Origin of the sequence: Microbispora sp. H10949 (assembly GCF_014161435.1) — a bacterium.
GTDB lineage: Bacteria > Actinomycetota > Actinomycetes > Streptosporangiales > Streptosporangiaceae > Microbispora > Microbispora triticiradicis.
In genome coordinates, this window is the sequence record NZ_JABBWZ010000008.1 from 1 (window position 1) to 18,304 (window position 18,304).

At 64.6% G+C, this 18,304-nt stretch carries 12 protein-coding genes and 5 pseudogenes; 7 read left to right on the plus strand and 10 right to left on the minus strand.

Annotated features, from left to right (window positions below; translation table 11 throughout):
- Window positions 1–127, minus strand: a pseudogene (locus HHX40_RS36965) (IS21 family transposase); the annotation flags it as partial.
- A 168-nt stretch (window positions 128–295) separates the two neighbouring features.
- Here HHX40_RS36965 and HHX40_RS21530 point away from each other — a divergent pair.
- Window positions 296–478 carry a hypothetical protein gene (locus HHX40_RS21530; protein ID WP_182882056.1) on the plus strand — a complete coding sequence of 61 codons (183 nt, stop codon included), beginning with the start codon at window positions 296–298 and terminating at the stop codon, window positions 476–478.
- Window positions 479–554: 76 nt separating this feature from the next.
- Window positions 555–965: pseudogene (locus HHX40_RS21535) on the plus strand (single-stranded DNA-binding protein); the annotation flags it as partial.
- 132 nt (window positions 966–1,097) lie between these two features.
- Here HHX40_RS21535 and HHX40_RS21540 read toward each other — a convergent pair.
- Window positions 1,098–1,706 (minus strand): ATP-binding protein, encoded by a 609-nt coding sequence (locus HHX40_RS21540; protein ID WP_182882058.1) that lies wholly within the window; start codon window positions 1,704–1,706, stop codon window positions 1,098–1,100.
- Between the two features lie 46 nt (window positions 1,707–1,752).
- On the opposite strand from HHX40_RS21540, the gene HHX40_RS21545 reads away from it, so the two are divergent.
- The gene (locus HHX40_RS21545) at window positions 1,753–7,248 is read left to right on the plus strand and encodes a sacsin N-terminal ATP-binding-like domain-containing protein (protein WP_220499426.1); all 5,496 of its coding nucleotides are present in this window, start codon (window positions 1,753–1,755) and stop codon (window positions 7,246–7,248) included.
- A gap of 371 nt (window positions 7,249–7,619) precedes the next feature.
- On the opposite strand, the gene HHX40_RS21550 is transcribed toward HHX40_RS21545, so the two are convergent.
- The gene (locus tag HHX40_RS21550) at window positions 7,620–8,951 is read right to left on the minus strand and encodes a tyrosine-type recombinase/integrase (RefSeq protein WP_182882059.1); all 1,332 of its coding nucleotides are present in this window, start codon (window positions 8,949–8,951) and stop codon (window positions 7,620–7,622) included.
- Window positions 8,952–9,186: 235 nt separating this feature from the next.
- Window positions 9,187–10,362 carry an IS481 family transposase gene (locus HHX40_RS21555; protein ID WP_182882060.1) on the minus strand — a complete coding sequence of 392 codons (1,176 nt, stop codon included), beginning with the start codon at window positions 10,360–10,362 and terminating at the stop codon, window positions 9,187–9,189.
- A gap of 540 nt (window positions 10,363–10,902) precedes the next feature.
- Here HHX40_RS21555 and HHX40_RS21560 point away from each other — a divergent pair.
- A pseudogene (locus tag HHX40_RS21560) lies at window positions 10,903–11,117 on the plus strand (transposase); the annotation flags it as partial.
- On the opposite strand, the pseudogene HHX40_RS38260 reads toward HHX40_RS21560, so the two are convergent.
- Both HHX40_RS38260 and HHX40_RS21570 read right to left on the minus strand, forming a co-directional pair.
- Window positions 11,118–11,223 (minus strand): annotated as a pseudogene (locus tag HHX40_RS38260) (transposase); the annotation flags it as partial.
- A gap of 48 nt (window positions 11,224–11,271) precedes the next feature.
- Window positions 11,272–11,523 (minus strand): transposase, encoded by a 252-nt coding sequence (locus HHX40_RS21570; protein WP_182882062.1) that lies wholly within the window; start codon window positions 11,521–11,523, stop codon window positions 11,272–11,274.
- A 229-nt stretch (window positions 11,524–11,752) separates the two neighbouring features.
- Here HHX40_RS21570 and HHX40_RS21575 point away from each other — a divergent pair.
- A pseudogene (locus HHX40_RS21575) lies at window positions 11,753–12,564 on the plus strand (IS5 family transposase).
- Between the two features lie 315 nt (window positions 12,565–12,879).
- Here HHX40_RS21575 and HHX40_RS21580 read toward each other — a convergent pair.
- Window positions 12,880–13,602, minus strand: a complete 723-nt coding sequence (locus HHX40_RS21580; RefSeq protein WP_182882063.1) for an EcsC family protein — start codon at window positions 13,600–13,602, stop codon at window positions 12,880–12,882.
- A 715-nt stretch (window positions 13,603–14,317) separates the two neighbouring features.
- Here HHX40_RS21580 and HHX40_RS21585 point away from each other — a divergent pair.
- Both HHX40_RS21585 and HHX40_RS21590 read left to right on the plus strand, forming a co-directional pair.
- Complete coding sequence (locus tag HHX40_RS21585; protein WP_259403836.1) at window positions 14,318–15,163, plus strand: NlpC/P60 family protein; 846 nt, start codon at window positions 14,318–14,320, stop codon at window positions 15,161–15,163.
- A complete protein-coding gene (locus HHX40_RS21590) occupies window positions 15,160–15,378 on the plus strand; it encodes a DNA-binding protein (RefSeq protein WP_182882065.1) in 219 nt (72 codons plus the stop codon). The genes HHX40_RS21585 and HHX40_RS21590 overlap by 4 nt, the downstream gene beginning before the upstream one ends.
- 225 nt (window positions 15,379–15,603) lie before the next feature.
- Here the strand turns inward: HHX40_RS21590 and HHX40_RS21595 are convergent, their stop codons facing one another.
- The 3 genes from HHX40_RS21595 to HHX40_RS21605 are packed head-to-tail and all read right to left on the minus strand — an operon-like array spanning window position 15,604 to window position 18,195.
- Window positions 15,604–16,320 carry a hypothetical protein gene (locus HHX40_RS21595; protein WP_182882066.1) on the minus strand — a complete coding sequence of 239 codons (717 nt, stop codon included), beginning with the start codon at window positions 16,318–16,320 and terminating at the stop codon, window positions 15,604–15,606.
- Window positions 16,317–17,273 carry a hypothetical protein gene (locus tag HHX40_RS21600; RefSeq protein ID WP_182882067.1) on the minus strand — a complete coding sequence of 319 codons (957 nt, stop codon included), beginning with the start codon at window positions 17,271–17,273 and terminating at the stop codon, window positions 16,317–16,319. The genes HHX40_RS21595 and HHX40_RS21600 overlap by 4 nt, the downstream gene beginning before the upstream one ends.
- Window positions 17,263–18,195: a hypothetical protein gene (locus tag HHX40_RS21605; protein WP_182882068.1), complete on the minus strand. Its 933-nt coding sequence runs from the start codon at window positions 18,193–18,195 to the stop codon at window positions 17,263–17,265. The genes HHX40_RS21600 and HHX40_RS21605 overlap by 11 nt, the downstream gene beginning before the upstream one ends.
- Between the last annotated feature and the right edge of the window lie 109 nt (window positions 18,196–18,304).

Below are 18,304 nucleotides of genomic sequence, written 5' to 3' on the forward strand. Positions count from 1 at the left end.
ACCACAGATCGCACTGCGTGAGCTGGCCGGGCTGATAGGTCACCCGATCCACCGGATCGATGCCGACATACTCCGGGCGGATACGCGCCAGCAGCTTCTTCAACGGCCCTTCGGAGTACGGCCAGCCTGGCTTTCGCTCCGCTCAACCCGCGTGTTCAAGATCTTTTGCTGTCGCAAAACATCTTGACCGCGCAGGCCGCCCGGTTGCCCTCCCTCCCTTTCCGCCTGCGGCTCCTTCCCTCACCAGAACACGGCACGGACCCCGGCACGGGACCCCGGCGACAAGGAGCAGGACATGACCCTCACCCTCGACACCCCCCTCGGCCTGACCGACCTGAGCACCTGCGGCCGCTGCGGCCAGACGACCCACATCGAGCAGCTGTTCCGCTGCACCGACCACAGCTGGATCTGCCAGGACTGCATCACCGAGGCCATCGAGACCCAGCGCCTGGCGACCGTCGCCGGTCGGAAGGTGTAGCGGCCCGGCACCGGCGCGGGGGCACACGCCCCCGCGCCCTCACGGATCCAAATTCCACACAAACGGAGGACACCCGATGGCCAACGAGACGACCATCACCATCGTCGGCAACCTCGTCGACGACCCCGAGTTCCGCTTCACCACGGCTGGCCACGCCGTCGTACGCTTCCGCGTCGCCTCCACGCCCCGCTACCAAGACCGCCAGACGGGGGAGTGGAAAGACGGCACCAGCCTGTTCCTCACCTGCACCGCCTGGCGCGACCTCGGCGAGCACATCGCCGAATCCCTCCACCGCGGCACGCGCGTCATCGTTCAGGGCCGCCTGCGCCAGCGCACCTACGAAACCGAACCCGGCGACAAGCGCACCGTCTACGAACTCGATGCCGACGAGATCGGTCCATCTCTTCGCTTCGCCACCGCAACAGTGACCAAGGTCAAGCACACCCAGAGTTCACAGGTCCCGCCGCAGCATCCGTGGCGAGCCGCTGCGGATTCGCTGGTAGCCGCCGTCACCGCCGAGGCCTGAGCCGGGCGCTTCCTCACGACGAAGACCGCACGCTATGACGCTCAGGACGGGGTTCCAAGGAGGCTGCAGCGTTCAACCGCGCCCAGCAGACGATTACTTAGCCCCTTCAAACTCCGGCAGGGGATGGACGTGAATACGCCCGGGGGGAGTCGCCGCGAGTGCGAGCTCGACAAGGTGATCGTGGTGCGTGAACACGATCACCTGGAAACGCTCGGCCATCTCGTCGAGCACAGTGAGGGCGGCTTGTGCGCGCCGGTCGTCGAAGGTCATGAAGATGCCATCTACGGCGAACGGCAGAGCCCGGTCCTCCTCGGAGTACCGCTCAAGGGTGGCGAGCCGCAGGGCAAGGTAGAGCTGGTCGGCGGTGGCCTCGCTGAGCTGGTCGACTCGGAGCAGGCCACCGGTCGCCGAGCGGGCCAGCACTGTGTGGGAGTCACCGTCCTGATCGAGCTCCAGGTCGGCGAATCTACCGAGAGCCAGCTGTGTAAACAGCCGTCCCGCGTGGGCCAGTACAGGGTCCTGCTGAGCGTTGCGGAACTCCTCCATGCGCCTGCGCAGGATGGCGCGGGCGATTTCCAAGGGCAGGTACTCCTCGGTGTCCTCCATCAGGGTCGCGGCCGAAGTCTCCACCTCGGAAGCGGCCTGAGCGGCGAGCGTGAATCCGTCGAGCCGCGCGAGCTCCGCCTTCCTCTCGCCGAGCACGGTCGACTGCTTGGAGATATTGCACCAGTAGGATGATCTTGGAGGAGTGCGGGACGATTTGTCGGTGGCATGCGTTACGGTGCCCGCACGATTGCCTACGGGACGGGGCGGCGTGATCAATATGGGGATCGGTACGCCGGGACAGGAGGCCGCCGACGCTTCCTCCGGCGAGACCTACGCGCGGCAACTTCGCGAGTACGCGCTGGCTGTACTTCGCGAATCGCAGAATACAAAGATCTGGAAGCCGGGCCAGCAGCTTCGAGCGGTCTCGCGCGCTACGGCACGGGAATATGCGGGACGGTTCCTGCTGGAGTTGCTGCAGAACGCTCACGATGCCCACCCAGGCGATCGCACTGACGGACGCGTCCACATCCTGCTCAATGAACTCGAGGGTCTGCATGGGACGCTGTATGTCGCCAACGGTGGGACTCCGTTCACCTGGGAACAGGTTGAGGCGATCTGCAAGCTCGCGCTAAGTGATAAGACCATAGGCGAGGGCATCGGCAACAAGGGAGTCGGATTCCGGAGCGTGCTGGAGATCACTGACGCTCCGGAGATCTTCAGCTCCCAAGCCGGCGGGCCGGACCGCACACCTCTGAACGGATACCGCTTCCGATTCGCTGTCGAAGACGACCTGCGGGCCCTGCTTGAGAACGAGGAATTGGTGCGTAGGGCAGTAGAGGAGCTGCCGCCGTTCCAGATTCCGTACCCGATTTTTGACTTGCCTGCGATCTGCGCGGAGCTGGCAGCAGAGGGCCATGTCACTGTTGTCCGACTGCCGCTGCGAAATGACATCGCGCGTCTCAAAGTGGCCCGCCGTCTGAAGGATCTGGCTACGTCCAAGGTGCCAGTCATGCTGTTCCTCGACCGCCTTAAACGACTGGTGTTGGAGCACCGCGCGGCCGACGGCGATGGTCACCGGACAGAGCTCACCCGCCAGGAACGGCTCTGGCCCGATATCAGGGCCGGGCACAGCGAACTGGCCGAGACTGCAGAATCAGTTCCGATCGTGTCGCTGGCTAAGGTCGATCTTGGCCCACTCGGCGGCTATGTGCTGGCCCGAGGGCATATTCCAGCCAAGCGGCTACAGAACACGGCCAGAGCGGCCGTCGACGAAGGTCTGCTGGATGAGTCTTGGCTGGACTGGACAGAGCCTGCCGCCGTCGAGATCGCCTTGCCGTATGGGGCGGAGAATCCCCGTGCCGGGCATATGTACACCTTCCTACCACTCGGCGACGATGTTGCTGCGCCACTTCCCGCCCACCTCAACGCGCCATTCTTCACCAAGTTTGACCGCACGGGATTGAACCGTGAGCATCAGCTGAATGTGATGCTGTTCGACGTGCTCGCCGAAACCTGCCTGATCGCGGCCGCCATGTTGCGGACAGTGTCCACCAGGAAAGCTCGAATAGCCGCAGTCGACCTAATTAGCTGGGATCCCGGTGCACTGTCAGCGGGGCTGCTGTCGAACGCAGCGCAACGTGTGCACGGCCACGCATTCTCGGATGTGCCTGTGGTTCCTACAAGCGGCGACGCTCAGGATGACATGTGGTCTGCGCCTACGGACGCCGTTCGCTGGCCTGCGAAGAATCAGGCAAAGGACTTAACGGTGCTCACCGCCCAGGCGGCTATGAACGTTGGCGTAGCTGTGGCGGACCCGGACATCGGTGACAGCCGGCTCGACAGACTGGCCCGTACGTGTAGCTACCTTGAGTGTTCTTTGGATCCATTAAAGCAAGAGTTGGCGGATTACGTAGTACGTATCGCGGAGACGCTACCTTTGCCAGTCCCGGGGGATGCCGTTGATGTCTGGAATGGTGTCTACCTTGACCTTTTTTTGTTGTTTGACAAAAATGGAGAGGTCCTTCAAGGGCGACCGCTTCTGCTGGCCGATGATGGGACGATCCGTTGCTTCAATGGTAGCCTTGATACAGCCGAATCGGCCGGGATGCAGCGTGAGCGGCAGCAGGAGGCATTCTTTCAACCGGTCCAGGTTGGAGCCGATGACATAGGCGAGCTCCGTGTCCCCGAGATGCTCAGCAAACAGCTGTTCTACGTTCACCCTTCTCTGCAGTGGGCAGGTGGACAAGACCACGTGCGGCGCCAGCAAGCCCGGGAGTTTCTTGAAAAGTCGAGACTCATCCGCGCTTTTGACGCCGCAGGGCTCCTGGAGCACGTCCGAAACGCTCTCCAGAAAGAGGCCTCAGAGAAGCTGCGCTTGCAGGCCCTGAGGTTTGTCTTTCAGCTCTACCGCTCGCGAAGATCTTCCAAAAGTCTTCCGATTGGGGAGTTGGGACTATATGTGCCGTCTGCGGCAGGGCCTCTGGTGCCCGCACGGCACGCTGCATTCGGCTCAGGCTGGGGCAAGGCCTGCGGAGACGACCTCGCTTACGTCGTGACCGAAGGACGTGAAATCTCTCCTGATCTGAAATGGATGAACGACCACATCGTCGCACCACCGCAAAGGTTTATCCAGGATGACGACACTAAGAGTGACTGGCTAGGATTTCTCGAACAGCTCGGAGTCACGGACGGGCTCATCCCTCGCTTCGCTCCCGATGCTGGGAGGTGGCTCACGGGGTCCTGGCTCACCGTGACTGCGGTCGTCAACGAGGCCAAGACCCCTCCTGGGGTCACCGAACAGTGGCGACTCTGTCTTCCGGCCCACTTCTCCTACGTCAGCCATCCTCGGACGGGCTACTACGGATCGCCTGCCTTCCGCTTGCCGGGGCAAGAGGTGGTCTGCGGATTTACCGAGAAGGGACGTCTCGCATACGCCCGGTTGATCCTGCATGGTCTAATGCACTGGTCCGACAACCATTTCACCAGCGTGTGGACCAGCTCCCATTCGCGAGAGCATGATGCCCATCGCCTCCCGACTCCCTTGGCCGCGTTCATCCGAGAGCAGCCGTGGTTGCCCATACGCACCCGCACCCGCACTGTAGAGTTCGCTCGTCCGGCTGACGCCTGGTACTGGCCTCCTGCCCTGGCTGACGAGGAGCCCTCCTTCGCTCCTACCGTTGCGCATGCTTTCCGGCCACTTCTGGACCCGCCGGCTGTACAGAAGCGGCTGCATGACATGGGGCTGCCTACATGGGGGAGTCCTCACGACAGCGTCAAGCTCATCGCGGCGCTGGGAGCGCTCGTTGATACCGGTGCCGTGTACGACGAGGACCGGCCCGTGCTTCAACGGGCCAACCAGAAAGCCTGGACAGCGTTGATCTCACACGCGCGCGGCATGGCTTCACCGAGCGAGGCCCTCCGGCCGCTCTTGAGCGCCTCTCTGCTTGCCGAAACCGGTGACCAGCTCAGCACCATCAAGGGTGCCGACCTAGCGGTGGGAACCCAAAAGCTATACGTAACCGGGGACCGGGACAGCCTGGCATCCCGGCTAATCAGAGAGACGGAAAGCGCTCTGCTGGTTGTGCCGGATGGAGCCCGGGAGGCCACTCGATTGCTCGCTCGGGTGTGCACGACGGCTGTTCGACATGTTGATGACGCGACCATGACGGTCATGGTCGACGGTCAGCCGCTGGTGTCGCTGGCCGCTGGTTCGCAACTCCTTGAGCACCTGCCGTGGTTGCCGTACGCGGTTGGGGTACTGGAAGATCACTCCCCCGGCGTGCGGACGAGCGAAGCTGGGCTCACCGGCCTCGTCTCGCTGGCACGAAGGATCCGTTTACATGGCTATGAGACGCTGGACATTGCCGTCGACGACGAACCCATCGAGCTACCCGCGAGGCAGAATGGCGTCCTGCCCCTTCCGGACGACGATCGGCCCTTGATCCTGGCACCGATGCTCGAGGGGAACGACTTCACTTGGGAATCCGTAGCGCAGTTGGCGGAGGCCATCGGTCACGTGGTGGGACGCCCGAAATTCGCCGCACCGCTCAAACTCGCCGCCTACGAGCTGCGCGACAGATGCGCTGCCCTGGAGTCACCCACCGATGAGCAACTCGCCGATGCGTTGAGCGTCTCGCTTCACCAGTTGCAGGAGACAGTACGTCGTCTTGACGGATCCATCGGGGGCGTGTTGGAGCGCTGCTACCCGGTCCTGGTTCACTGTCTAGGGCTGGAGCACGCCAACAAGCTCACGGTTCCTCCGTCTCCGGACCTCAGCACGTTCCAGGCACTGCTCGCGCCCTACAACGATGAGTTGCCAGGGACCGCGGAGGAACTGGTCGCGGCGGCGCGCAGAGCTCGCAACGTGGATGAGCTGCGTACAGCCATGCGTCTAGATTTTGCGGAATTCAACCGCACACTGGCCGCACTCACACCGCAGTACCACCCCATCAGCCGTGCTGACGTCCATGAAGAAGAACTACGGAAATACATCGATCTGAAGCGATCTCGCCTTGTTGATCGGCTGCGCTGGGCCGTTTTTGACCGCTTCGAGGCCAGCGAGCCGATCGAAGATTGGGCGCGGACCCGCTCCCTGCAGTGGATCACCACCCCTGAGGAATGGGCGTTCACCCAAGACAGCGTGGACATTGGCCTGCTCGCGGAGCATATCGAAGCATCGTTGACCGAACGGCTCGGAGCTCCCGCGCCGCAGGACGGTGAGCGTCTACCTGCGCTGGATCAGCTCCGGAGCAGCAACAACCTGCTGATTCGCCACCTCGTTCCCGAGCTGGACCTGCTGATCAAAGCGTCGAGGCGTCCTCGGCCTGGTGTGCTAGCAGGGGCCGGCGCCATAGAGACCACCACGACGCTGCTGGATCAAGTGGGCGTATTGGATTTTCGACCTCTCACGAAGGACGATGTCGTCGTCTGGCTTGACGTCCTGGGCCAGTGGCCAGCAGGGATGCCAACGACAACCGTCCTCGCCGCACATGGCCTGACCCAGGCCGATCTCGACCCGGCCCGCCATGCTGAGCAGCGAGCTCGGGAGGAACGTGCTCGCCGCCGACGTGTCATCACCCTTGGCCGTCAGGAGTTCGACGTGGATTCTGGCGACTTCACCGAAGTGATCGCCGGCCTGCAACAGGGGCTGGAAGAGAATCCGGAGATGATTGCCGGACGTGGACGCTTCGCTAACCTACAACCGCTTCCCAGCCGCCGGACCGGCTCCGCGCAAGGCGGTCGAAGTAGCGCAGGCGCACGCGTGGACCGTGACCTTTCACCGGCACAGCGCACGGCGATCGGCTTTGCGGGGGAATGGATTGCCTACCAGTGGCTGCGCAAGAACTACCCGGCCACCGACGAAAGCAGCTGGGTGTCCACCAATCGCCAGAAGATCTTTCCAGGCCCCACGGGAGATGACGGTCTTGGCTTCGACTTCCGTATTGGTTCCGGGCAGGAGCCCTTCATGTTTGAAGTGAAGGCGACACAAGGCGATGGCGGTCAATTTGAACTCGGTGAAAGTGAGATTCGGGCGGCGCAAACTGCAGCCCGAAATGAACGCTGGCGACTCCTTATCATCACGTGGGTACTGAATCCGGAGCGCACGATGGTGACGATGCTTCGCAACCCCTTCAGCGTGAACGGCCGAGACTTCTACCGGGAAGAAGGCGGCGCGCTGCGATTCTCATACCGGCTGTGAGACGGGCGTCGGCCGACCGTGATCAAACGCCTGTCGACGGCTTCGCTATTGCAGTTGCTCGGTGCATTGGTAACCCACAGCTGATCCGGGCCCGAGCGGGCGAACAGCCGGTCGACCATATCGGTGGCGGTCGGCACCTGCCCGGCCAGGCGCCGTTGGCGGTTACCGGGCAGTCCCCTTGATGCCCGCCCGGTGCATCAACATCGTCACACTGGCCGTAACCGATTGCGATGCCCCGGCCGAGGGTGAGCTCGTCGTGCACTCGGCCGGCGCCGTGGACGCCTCAGGAGGCGGCGTGGGCCTGGCGGTTCACCTCGGTCAGCCAGGCGGGGTTCGGATTTGCGCGTACGGTCAATACGCCCAGTCTGATGTCAACGAGACCGAGCGCGGGTGCGGGCGAGGGCATCGAGGGCGGTGTCGTCGGCGTCGGGGAGGGTGTGCAAGTACTTCTCTGTGGTGGAGATGCTGCCGTGGCCGAGGCGTTCCTTCACAACCTGCAGGTCGGCACCCCCGGCCAGCAGCCACGAGGCATGGGCGTGACGGAGGTCGTGCATCTTGACCTTGAACTCCAGACCCGAGGCGGCAAGCGCCGGCCGCCAGATCTGGTCGCGGAACCAGCGACGGGGGATATGCCCGTCGGTGTCCCAGCGGCGTGGTCGGCGGGGGTTGTCCTTGCCGGAGGACCGACGCTCGGCGCGATAAACCGCATAGGCGTTCTTGCAGTGCTGGCAGCGGCACTTGCCTGCCGAATAGGCGCTGAGCGTGCCGTGCCGGTACCGCCGTCCGGCTTTGTTCGGCTCGGTCAGGCCCAGGTGCTCTGTGGGCTCCACCTTGGGCTGCGGCGCGGACTCCTCGGGCTGGTAGACGAAGAGCAAGTCGTCACGCTCCAGCTTGCTGTCTTCGATGTGCTGCTTGAGCTTCGCCGTGATCTGAGGGCTGAGCTTGAAGCGGCGAAACTCCCGGTCCTTCGGATACTCCTTGACCAGGAACCGCTTCCCCTGGGGATGATGCTTGGGGTTGATCTCGATGACCGTCCGGCTCACCGTGACGATCCGGCTGAGCACGTCGAGGTCCTTGACGCGGAGCTCGGTGAGCTCGCCCCAGCGCATGCCGCTTTCGATGGCGGTCTCGGCCAGGAGCCGGGCCTCTTCGGTAGGCAGCGCGAAGTAGAGCTTGTCGAACTCCTCGGGGGAGACGATGCGTAGCGGCTTCTTCGGCACGGTCGGTGTTTTCACGCCCTTGCACGGGTGCAGTGCGGTGACCTGGTCGTTCAGTGCCGTTGTGAAGATGCCGCTGAGGATCGACTTGTTGAGCCGGATGGTGGCGGGGGAGAGGCCGCGGTCTTGCTGGTCCTTCACCCAGGCGCGTACGTCACTGGGCAGGATCTCGATCATGCGCATCGGGCCGAACCAGTCCATGATGTGGGCATAGACCGAGTAGGTGTACCCCTCGCGGGTCGTCGCCTCCATGACGTGGTGCGGTAGCCACTCCTTCTCGACGTACCGCCGGAAGGTCTGCTTGGTCCGGGCCGGATCGCCGGCTCGGCCCTCCGCCACCCTCGCCTCGGCCTGCTGCCAGGCCTTGTCGGCCTCCTTCTTGCTGCCGAAGGTGCCGGCGGAGAGCTCCCGGCCGCGCAGGTCCGTGTAGTACGCGGTGTACCTCGGCTTGCCGTTCTTGCCGAGGCGCTTCCGCGAGAAGCCCATCGTGCCCCCAAGATCGTCTGACCGTCATTTGACCGTGGACTAAGCGCGATCCGATGGCATTCGCTGGGACGAGTTGGCATCACGATCACGTTGTCTACCTGCAGTTTCTCTCAGGCGGCTCGATTACTCAAGGTGATGAATGAACGGCGGAACGCGACTGGTGGTCAAGGGGTCGTGGGTTCAAATCCCGCCGTCCCGACAGTGTGATGTCGCAAGACATCGGAAACCCTCGAACCTACGGGTTCGGGGGTTTCTTTGTGTACTGGGGTTGGTAGTCGCGGGTGGGGTCGATGGTCAGCTCGCGGAGAAGTTCTCCGGTGGTGGCGGCGACCACCCGGACGTGGAGATCGTCGACGAGAAGGATGACGTGGGTTCGGGTGTGGGTTCGTCCGATGCCGATGTGGTGGAGGCGGCCGCCGATCCGCAGGGTGACGATGCTGCTGTGGTCGACGTGGTCGTGTCGGACCCGGGTGTGGGTGTCGCTGGCGCGGCTGCTGGCTGGTTGGGCCTTGGGCCGGTTGTTGTAGGCCGCGACGGGGGTGGCCCGGTGGGGCAGGGAGCGGTGGGGGCGGTGGTGGTTGTAGGCGTCGACGAAGCAGTCGAGGAGGGTCTGTAAGTCGGTGATGGTGTCGGGCTGCGCGCGCAGCCATTTCTTCATCGTCTGCTGGAACCGTTCGACTTTTCCGCAGGTGGTGGGGTGGTTGGGGGTGGAGTTCTTCTGTGTCACGTGCAGGCGGCGTAGTTCGTGTTCGAAGGCGTTGCGGCCGCCGCGGCCGCCGGCCAGGCGGGTGGTGAACACCATGCTGTTGTCGGTCAGTGTGGAGGCGGGCACGCCGTGGGCGGCCACCGCGTGGCGGAAGGTGTCGCGAACGATCGGGCCGGTGACGCGGGGCCAGGCCGTCACCGACAGGGCGTAGCGGGAGTGGTCGTCCAGCCAGGTGAGGATCTCGGCGTCGGTGCCGTCGGTGAGCCGGTAGTGGGTGAAGTCGGCCTGCCAGGTCTCGTTTGGCTGCTCGGCTTGGAAGCGGATGTAGGAGGATCGTGGCCGTTTGTTCGGCTCGGGGGTGACCAGGCCGGCCCGCATCAGGTAGCGGCTGATCGTCGCCCGGGACACCGTGACCTGGTGATGATGTTGTAGGTGCCAGGCGATGATGTCCGGTCCGGCGTGCAGGCCCTGACCGGACACTTCCTTGCGGAGGCCGACGATCAGTTCGACGATGGCGGCGTCGATCGCGGTCGGTGAGGTTTTGGGTCGTCTGGATCGGGGCTCGAAGGCGTCCTCGCCCTGCTGTCGGTATCGGGCAACGAGCTTGGAGATCCAGCCTTTGGAGACGCCGTAGGAGCGGGTGACGTCTGCCTGTGAGCGGCCCTCGACGTCGACCGCCGTGATGATGAGTCTGGCCTTCGACACGGGCCGACTGTCGACCGCCCGTAGGTCCTAACTCTCCGTGTTTCCTATCTCTGGACACATGCTCCGGCGGGGTTTCCTATGTCTCGAGACACCCGTTTCCTATGTCCTGAACCAGAACACCGCCGTCCCGACAGAGCTTTAGCAGGTCAGAGCCACAGTTCCCAAGATCGGGGATTGTGGCTTTTCTGTGTTAGGTCACCCAGGTGTCATCGAGAGTCCCGCTCCCGTACCGTGCTGCCCGGTGACAGATGTCGTGTCCAAATGCGGATTAGATCCACACTGCTGACTCGCCCATCCACGCCAACGCGGAAGATGCACTCACATGCCAACCCGCCCGTTCCCATGGGTGACGTCCCCTCGTGGTGTAACTCCAAGCTGTTGATGCAAGCCCAGACATGGGGCGAGCCATCGTGTGACGGTCAGCGAGTTCCCGACCAAAGGTTCTCGCGGAGGACACCACACGATGGCTCTGAACCAGTCTGCCCTGCTCAACCTGCTGGAGCCTTTGAAAGCCGCCGACGCCGCCGACGTCATCCGCCAAGCGCTGAACGCCGCCGCCGCATCGACCAGGCGCTGTTCTCCGTGGTCATGGAGGCCTACCTGCACGGGGTGTCTGCCCGCAGAGTCGATGACCTGGTCAAAGCACTCGGCGCCTAGACCGGGATCTCCAAAAGCGAGGTCTGGCGCATCTGCGCCGACTGGACAGCGAAGTGGTCGCCTTCCGCGACCGGCCGCTATCTCACATCACCTTCCCCGCGGGCCAGTACGTTGCGCATGAATTGGACGCGGCAGCGCTGCCAGGAGGTGCCGAGGAAGACCGCCCGCAACGCAGCCAACCAGGCCGGCGTGGGCGTCGGTCAATTCCGGCTCGATCGTGGCTCTGGCACTGACTTCCTGCGTTGACCCGTCTCAGCCGGTGAGGAGGATGCGTTTGCGCAGGAGGTCGGGGTTGTCTCGGCCGAACATCTGCCGCTTGAGCATCTTGATGCGGTTGACGTTGCCTTCGACCTTGCCTGAACTGTGGGGCAGGGTCAGGCCGGCTTTGGCGGCGTCGAAGTCGCGCCGTAGCCCCGTGATGAAGGAGTGCAGTTCCGGCAGGTCGTCGGCCTGAACTCGCTTCATCCACTGTTCCAGCCCGTCGCCGGTGAGGTGGGCCATCATCTTGGCGAAGGCGCGGACGTGCTCGCCGAGCGCGGCCAGGGCTTAAGGCCTGCAGGTGCTGGTGTTCGTCGGCGTCGAGGCTGTCGGGGTGGCGGAGGAACCAGCTGGTGGCCTGGCGGACGGTAGGCGGGGATGGCGGCGGCAGGGCGATGGTGGTCTTAGACCTCCTAACAGAATGATCTCCGTTGTGGTTTGATCTCTCGCTGTAGCCGGGCGAGAGGAGTGGCAGGTGGCGCGGCTGAAGCCGTGGGAGGTCGGCGACGAGTTATGGGCGGTCATCGAGCCGTTGCTGCCGAAGCATCAGCGCCGGACCCGCTATCCGGGCCGTAAGCGGCTGGATGATCGCCAGGTGCTGCAGGGCATCTTGTTCGGCCTGCACACCGGGATCGCCTGGGAGCACCTGCCGCAGGAACTGGGCTACGGCTCGGGCATGACCTGCTGGCGGCGTCTGGCCGAGTGGCAACGTGCGGGGGTGTGGCAGCGCCTGCACGAGGTCCTGCTCGATCGCCTCCGTGCTGCTGACGCACTCGACTTCTCCCACGCTGTCGTGGACTCCTCCCACTCAGAGCGCTAAAAGGGGGGCGCAGACCGGCCCGAGCCCGGTCGATCGAGGCCGTCTGGGCAGCAAGCACCACCTGATCACCGACGCCACCGGCATTCCCTTGGCGTTCACCCTGACCGGCGGCAACCGCAACGACGTCACCCAGCTCGTGCCGCTGCTGGAGGCCATCCCGCCCGTACGCGGCAAGCGCGGTCGGCCCCGCCGACGCCCTGACGTCGTCCTCGGTGACCGCGGCTACGACCACGACAAGTACCGCAGGCTCGTCCGGGCACTGGGCGTGCGCCCGCAGATCGCCCGACGCAGCACCGAGCACGGCTCCGGCCTGGGCAAACAGCGCTGGCTCGTCGAGCAAGCCCGCACTGCTGCACAGCTTCCGCAGACTGCGCATCCGCTGGGAAGTACGCGAGGACATCCACCGCGCCTTCCTTAGCATCGGCTGCGCCCTCATCTGCTGGCGTCGCCTCAGCTCATTGCGTTAGGAGGTCTTAGTGCCAGAACCAGTCTTCAACCGGAACCGACAGGCGTCGGAGATGGCCAGCTGGACCCCTGTCATCCCTGATCCACAACTCGCTGGAGCGCAATCGCGATGTAAGCACGTCGACATTGCGGGTGGCGGATTACCCAGGGCACGCAGGACAAAGGACTTCTCTTTCCTGCTCCACCAACGACAAGTCATCGGCGGAGTAGGAAAGAGAACGCCGTGCTCATAGAAGGCGTCGGTCAAGTTGCGTTGAGTGTGATGTTAGTCGCGTGCCCGATCCCTGGCTCATGCGCGTTTTTGTAGTCTGTTAGGATCAGTGAGTGCGCCTGTGGCTGCCGTCGTCCGTGGCCGGGAAGTTCTTCTTCGCCCACGCACCGACCGCGCGGGTGCTGGTGAAGTTGATGCCACCGCCGATCACCCCGCCCACGACGGGTGCCAGTTTGGTCAAGTTCACGATGCCCTTGGTGCCTGCCTTGGTGATCAGTCGGAAGCCGACCGTCTTGTTGATCTGGATGAGAACGCGGCCGGGAACCTGCTTGATGGCGCTGATGGCGGACTTCGTGCCGATCTGGACGCCCGCCTGCGACAGAGCCTCGGCTGCTGAGGACCCGATCAGCGAGATGAGGACGACGGAGCGCACCTCTTCGGAGCGGAGGTCATACCCGCGCAGGTGCGCGATCGCGCCGGATAGGCGCGCCTGGGTGAGCCACAGCGCTGTGAGGTCGGCGGGCATCGTGACGGGCAGAGTGATCAGCCCGCCGAGACCGGTCAGAAATCCGGTGCTAGAGGTGATGCGAACGTGCGTCGCGATAAGGCGCTGGATGGCCTTCTCGACGTCGCCGTGCTTCGTGAGGTGTTCCTCCGCGACCTGGATGGATCCCTTCCACGGGCCCCCACCGTCGACGCCGACGTTGAGGATCTTGTCGATGACCTCCTTGGCCTTGCTGCCGAGGCGCTCAAGTGGCGTGGGATCGGCCGTAGCCGACTCGGTGGAGTGCTCCGCATCGGATAACGGGTCGGTTTGACGCTCGCTCATCTACTGCCGCCTGGAGATTCTGGGGGTGCTGGGAATGCTTAGCGTGACTCAGGACGCTCAAACCAGCACGCGGGTTGACAGATCGAATCAAGAACGGATCCGCTGAGTAAAGCGGTCCCGGCTTCGGTGGAGGCTCTAGTACTTACCGGCTTTCGTGGAGTCCCTTTGGTTGACTTGCATGCCTGAATCGCGCTGGCTGCGCGGTCAGCCGCAACTGGGACCTGTACGAACGCAACACCGCTGAGCGCTGCATTGATCGGCTCAAGGAGTCGATGCCCGGACCACGGAGGGCGTGCCCCAGCTCCTCGACAAGCTGCTTGGAATCGCGGAAGACCAGGCGTTTCTCGCCACCGTGTTCCTTTCGCACGCATCCCTGTCCACCGACGAGCGAAGACGCTCGGAGGAGGCGTTCGCGCAAGCCCGGGATTGTGTCATCGTCTCCACCTCGACGCCCGCCGAGCACCCAGGGGATGCCGGACGCGCCGTCGGCGGCGAAGGAGGAGCGGTTCTTGCGGCCGATCGCCATCTGCGCGCCGCAGATCAGCAGGCCGGCAACGCCCGCGACGATGACGCCCCACTTGCCCCAGCCGAGGATGGTCGTGATCGGCCCTCCCAGGCCCGGCAGTGCGACCGGCGCCGGATTCAGCACCGGCCCCGCCTGAAGCATGTCGGCAACTGCGCTGACCAGCATAGATTGCCCTCCGCGTTCACCGCCTTGAGCGGCTCCGCCGGTTGCGGTCAGGGGCAGGACGGTGACATCCCGCCGAACTACCTACGGCCGTATCAGCAGGCCGGGCAGAAGTATGGCGTCCCCTGGCAGGTGCTCGCGGGGATCGGCAAGGCCGAAAGCGACCACGGGCGCGGTACCGGCGTCGGGATCCGGGATGGTGCGAACCGCGCTGGCGCTATGGGGCCCATGCAGTCCCTTGGTATGACCTGGGCGGCGTACGGCGTAGACGGGAACGGCGACGGGCGGACCGACGTCTACGACCCGGCCGACGCGATCCCGTCGACGGCGAAGTACCTGAAGGCGAGCGGAGCGCCGGCGGACATGTACCGGGCCATTTGGCGCTACAACCACGCCGACTGGTACGTCCGCCGGGTCCTCGACTTCGCCCGCGGTTACTCTTCGGGCTCGGCTGGCGTGGGGGAGGAGCTGTGCGCGCTTCCTTTGGCGCCGACTGCCGTGGCCGGCCGTGTCCTCGCCTACGCGCGGATGCAGCTTGGCAAGCCGTACGCGTGGGGAGCTGAGGGGCCCGGCGCGTTCGACTGCTCGGGGCTGACCATGCGCGCCTATCAGTACGCGGGGATCCTGCTGCCGCGCGTCGCCGCCGACCAGTGGCGCCAGGGGCCCGCTGTCACTCGCGGCCAGGAGCAGCCAGGCGACCTGGTCTTCATGCACCCGGGAGCCGGCGGGCCCGGGCATGTCGGGATCGTCGTCGCTCCCGGCCAGATGATTCACGCGCCGCACACCGGAGACGTCGTGTGCTACGCGTCCTATTCGGCTCGTTCTGATGTGGTCGGGTTCACCCGGCCGGCAAGCTTGATGGAGAAGAAATGAAGGGCCTCACCCTGGCCGAGCTGCAGCAACTGCCAGCCACGGTCGACCTGCTCACCGCCGCCCGGGCTCTCAGCCTGGGGCGAACCAAGGCGTACGAGCTGGCCAAGAAGGGAGAGTTCCCCTGCCGCATCATCCGCGTCGGCGTCGCCTACCTCGTACCAACCGCTGAGCTGCTGAAACTTCTCGGGATTGATCTGCCGATAGCAGCGCAGTAGGTGCAGGGGCTGCGAAGCCTGGTGTTCCGCAGTGTGTGGCCACCAGCGTAGGAAGTGAAGCCGGGCCAGGGACGAACCGTCCGCTCGGATGCGTGGCCGGGGTCCGCTTTCGGCGCGTTCCACCGATTTTTGCAGCCTCGGTTCGTCGGGCTCGTCCGCCCACCTACGGCTCACATGCCCGCCTATCAGTACACGCTCGCCCCAGATTGCTACATGGTCGTTGGCTCACGGCAGTGATGATTGCCGATGCGAGGTGACGCAGACGTCCATGTCGTCGAGGAAAGCCGGGTCGTATTCGTCGTCCACGTGGTTGCTGTTCCAGAGGCCGGAGCTGCGTACTTTATCGTTGGCGGCGTGTAGGCCCAGCCATGTGGGGGAGGGAGGGTCGATACCTCCGATACGTCGGGAAAGAAGCGCGATCGAGTTCGCTTCGATCTTGCGGCGTATGTCGCGGTCCGGTACGTCCAGCCAGAGCAGCGGCATGGCGGCAATGAGTGCCGTCACCGCGAGCTCGAGTGGACTTTCGGCTTGTCGCTGCCGGGCGGTGACGTGGGTCTTCGGCCAGGATTGCGCTATCTCCGAGGGCCAGTCGCCGCTAGCGAGGAGCGCGTAGCCGACGTGGCGACGGAATATCGAGCCGCGCTGGTTGCCGCCGCCGGGGTTGGTTCCGCTGATCTGGCCACGATGTTGAGCGAGCCGGGTCCACAGAGTTGTGCGTGAAGTGGGGGTCAGCGCATGAGTGCCAACTCTCACGACGCGGGGCCGGGCCCCGTCGGCGCGAGTTTCGCCGTCCTGGAAGAAGAAATAGACGCCGTGCGGTGGCCATCCGCTGGCCGCGGAACACTGATAGAGGCGGCGTGGCCCACCGACGCGTTCGGCCAGCTCGTCGAGCAAGGCATAGAACCGGTCGGTGTCTTGTCGTCGTGCTGTGACGTCGGTCATGTCACATGCTCCACGGTGATACCGACGGGGTACTGCTCGGCGGCCTGTTTCGTCCAATAGCAGGCGAACGCGTGGCCGAGTCGACGAGGCGTTTCCCGCATGGCCCCTCCGCCGGCCACGCCTGTGACGGTGACTAGCAGCGCGCTCAGGCTGGCACGCCGCCAGGGCACGCGTCGGATCAGTCGGGCGTAGTCAGTACTTGCCGCGGCGAAGGCCACGACGTAGGGCACACCGGCGTTGCGGGCCTCCGCGATCAGGAGGTCTTCCAGTAGGCCACGCGGCCAATCGGCCAGATTCATGATCTTGTTGTATGTGCCTATGGGTTCGTCGCCGCGTACCAGGCCATATCCGCCGCTCAGGATGAGCAGCGGCGCCTTTTCGATCACGGCACATGTGAGAGGGTCCTGGGCGGCCGTGTAGAACTCTCCGATGTAGCGACGCCAGGCAGGCAGTGCATGGCGTTCGTCCAGCCGCGCCGCCTCCTGGTTGCGTGCGCGGGCTGACAGGAGTGCAGCGGGCCACCGCGGTGCACCTTCGGTCCAAGGCTGGCCGCCGTCACGCTTGCGTTTCGAGCAGGGGATCACCAGCAGCGTGCTGCGGGGGTCGATCTGTTGCAGCGCTCGTACGTCGCTGCCGGGAGACGTGGCTGTCGCGGTCGGTGCCGCTGGCTGTCGTGTCGGGATGGGTTCGTAAGGCGTGGTCGGGCTGCTGCGGCGGAAGCTGACTGTTCGTCCTGGTTTCACCCATTCGAGGGTGTAGCCGGCGGCGCGCCATGCGCGGACGTGGGAACAGTCGCCGTGCCACCACTGCGGGTGGTGGCGGGTCGCGGAGGCGGGGATCGTTCCGACGATCCGGATCAGCTCGCTCCACGACAGGGTCACCTGGTCTTCGGGACGGGCGGATAGGAATGCGGTGAGGTTGGCCCAGTCAGCCCGACCGCCTTCAGTCGGCACGGCGGCCCACCTGCCAAACGTGGTGGCATTTTTGGCAGCGGTACACGTCCCAGTCGACGTAGTGCCATGACGCCATCGTGTCGTCAGCGGCGGCCTCAGGTTCGTCGTAGGCCCATCCCTGGTAGGCGCCCACCTCGACGTCCGCGGATCCGCACCGTCGGCAGGCAGTGCGGGGCGTCCGCGACCAGTGGTGATCGCAGGAGGTGCACACCAGGCCGATGCGTCCACCAGGCAGCGAGTGGCCACGAACGTCTTCTTCGGAACCGCAGATCCGGCAGTCTAGCTCCGCTAATGGCCCTCTCGGCAGGGCGTCGCGAGTGCGCAGTCGCGGCATGCCCGTAGGGTCGATCTCGACGTCGAAGGTGCGTCGTACGCCTGGTGCTACCGCCCAGAACACTACAGGGCCGTATCTCGCGAGGGCCGCGATTTTCCTATGTATTGTGGTTGCCGGATTGGTGACCTGGTCGAGGGAAGCGCTGCCGATTGCGGCGAGCATCACCTCTAGTGACTTGGTATCGCGCTTGGTCTCGGCCACGACGAGTGGGCGTCCGCGGTCGTCAAGGACCGCCAGATCGAGCGCGTCGTACTCGAACGCAACCTGTCGTGCCGGCCATCGGTGCTCGATAACGATCTCGGCGAACGCTGCGATCTGGACCAGGTACTCACGATTCAGTAACGGGGCCGGCCCGCGTGAGAAGAGGTTGTAAGGCCCCTTGTTCGGCGCTGCCCCGGCGAGCCGGAACGCCCCGTCGGCCTGCACCTCCACAAGTCCAGCGCCTCTTGCCAACGCCAGACCATTGGCCTCATCCAGGTGTAGCGACGGCCGGAGTCGCAGTGTCTCGTCAGGCAGCACCCGCTTCCGGGCAAACTCGGACGCCCATCCATCCAGCTGCCGTCTGGACATTGCGAGGAGATCATCCATTGCCCCTCCTGAACCCTCGCACTGACGATAAACCGGAGCACCGACAAGTAGCCGTGAAATGCCTACCATTCCTGGTCATCCTGCGGCTGCCTTGCTGCACGGCCACGCG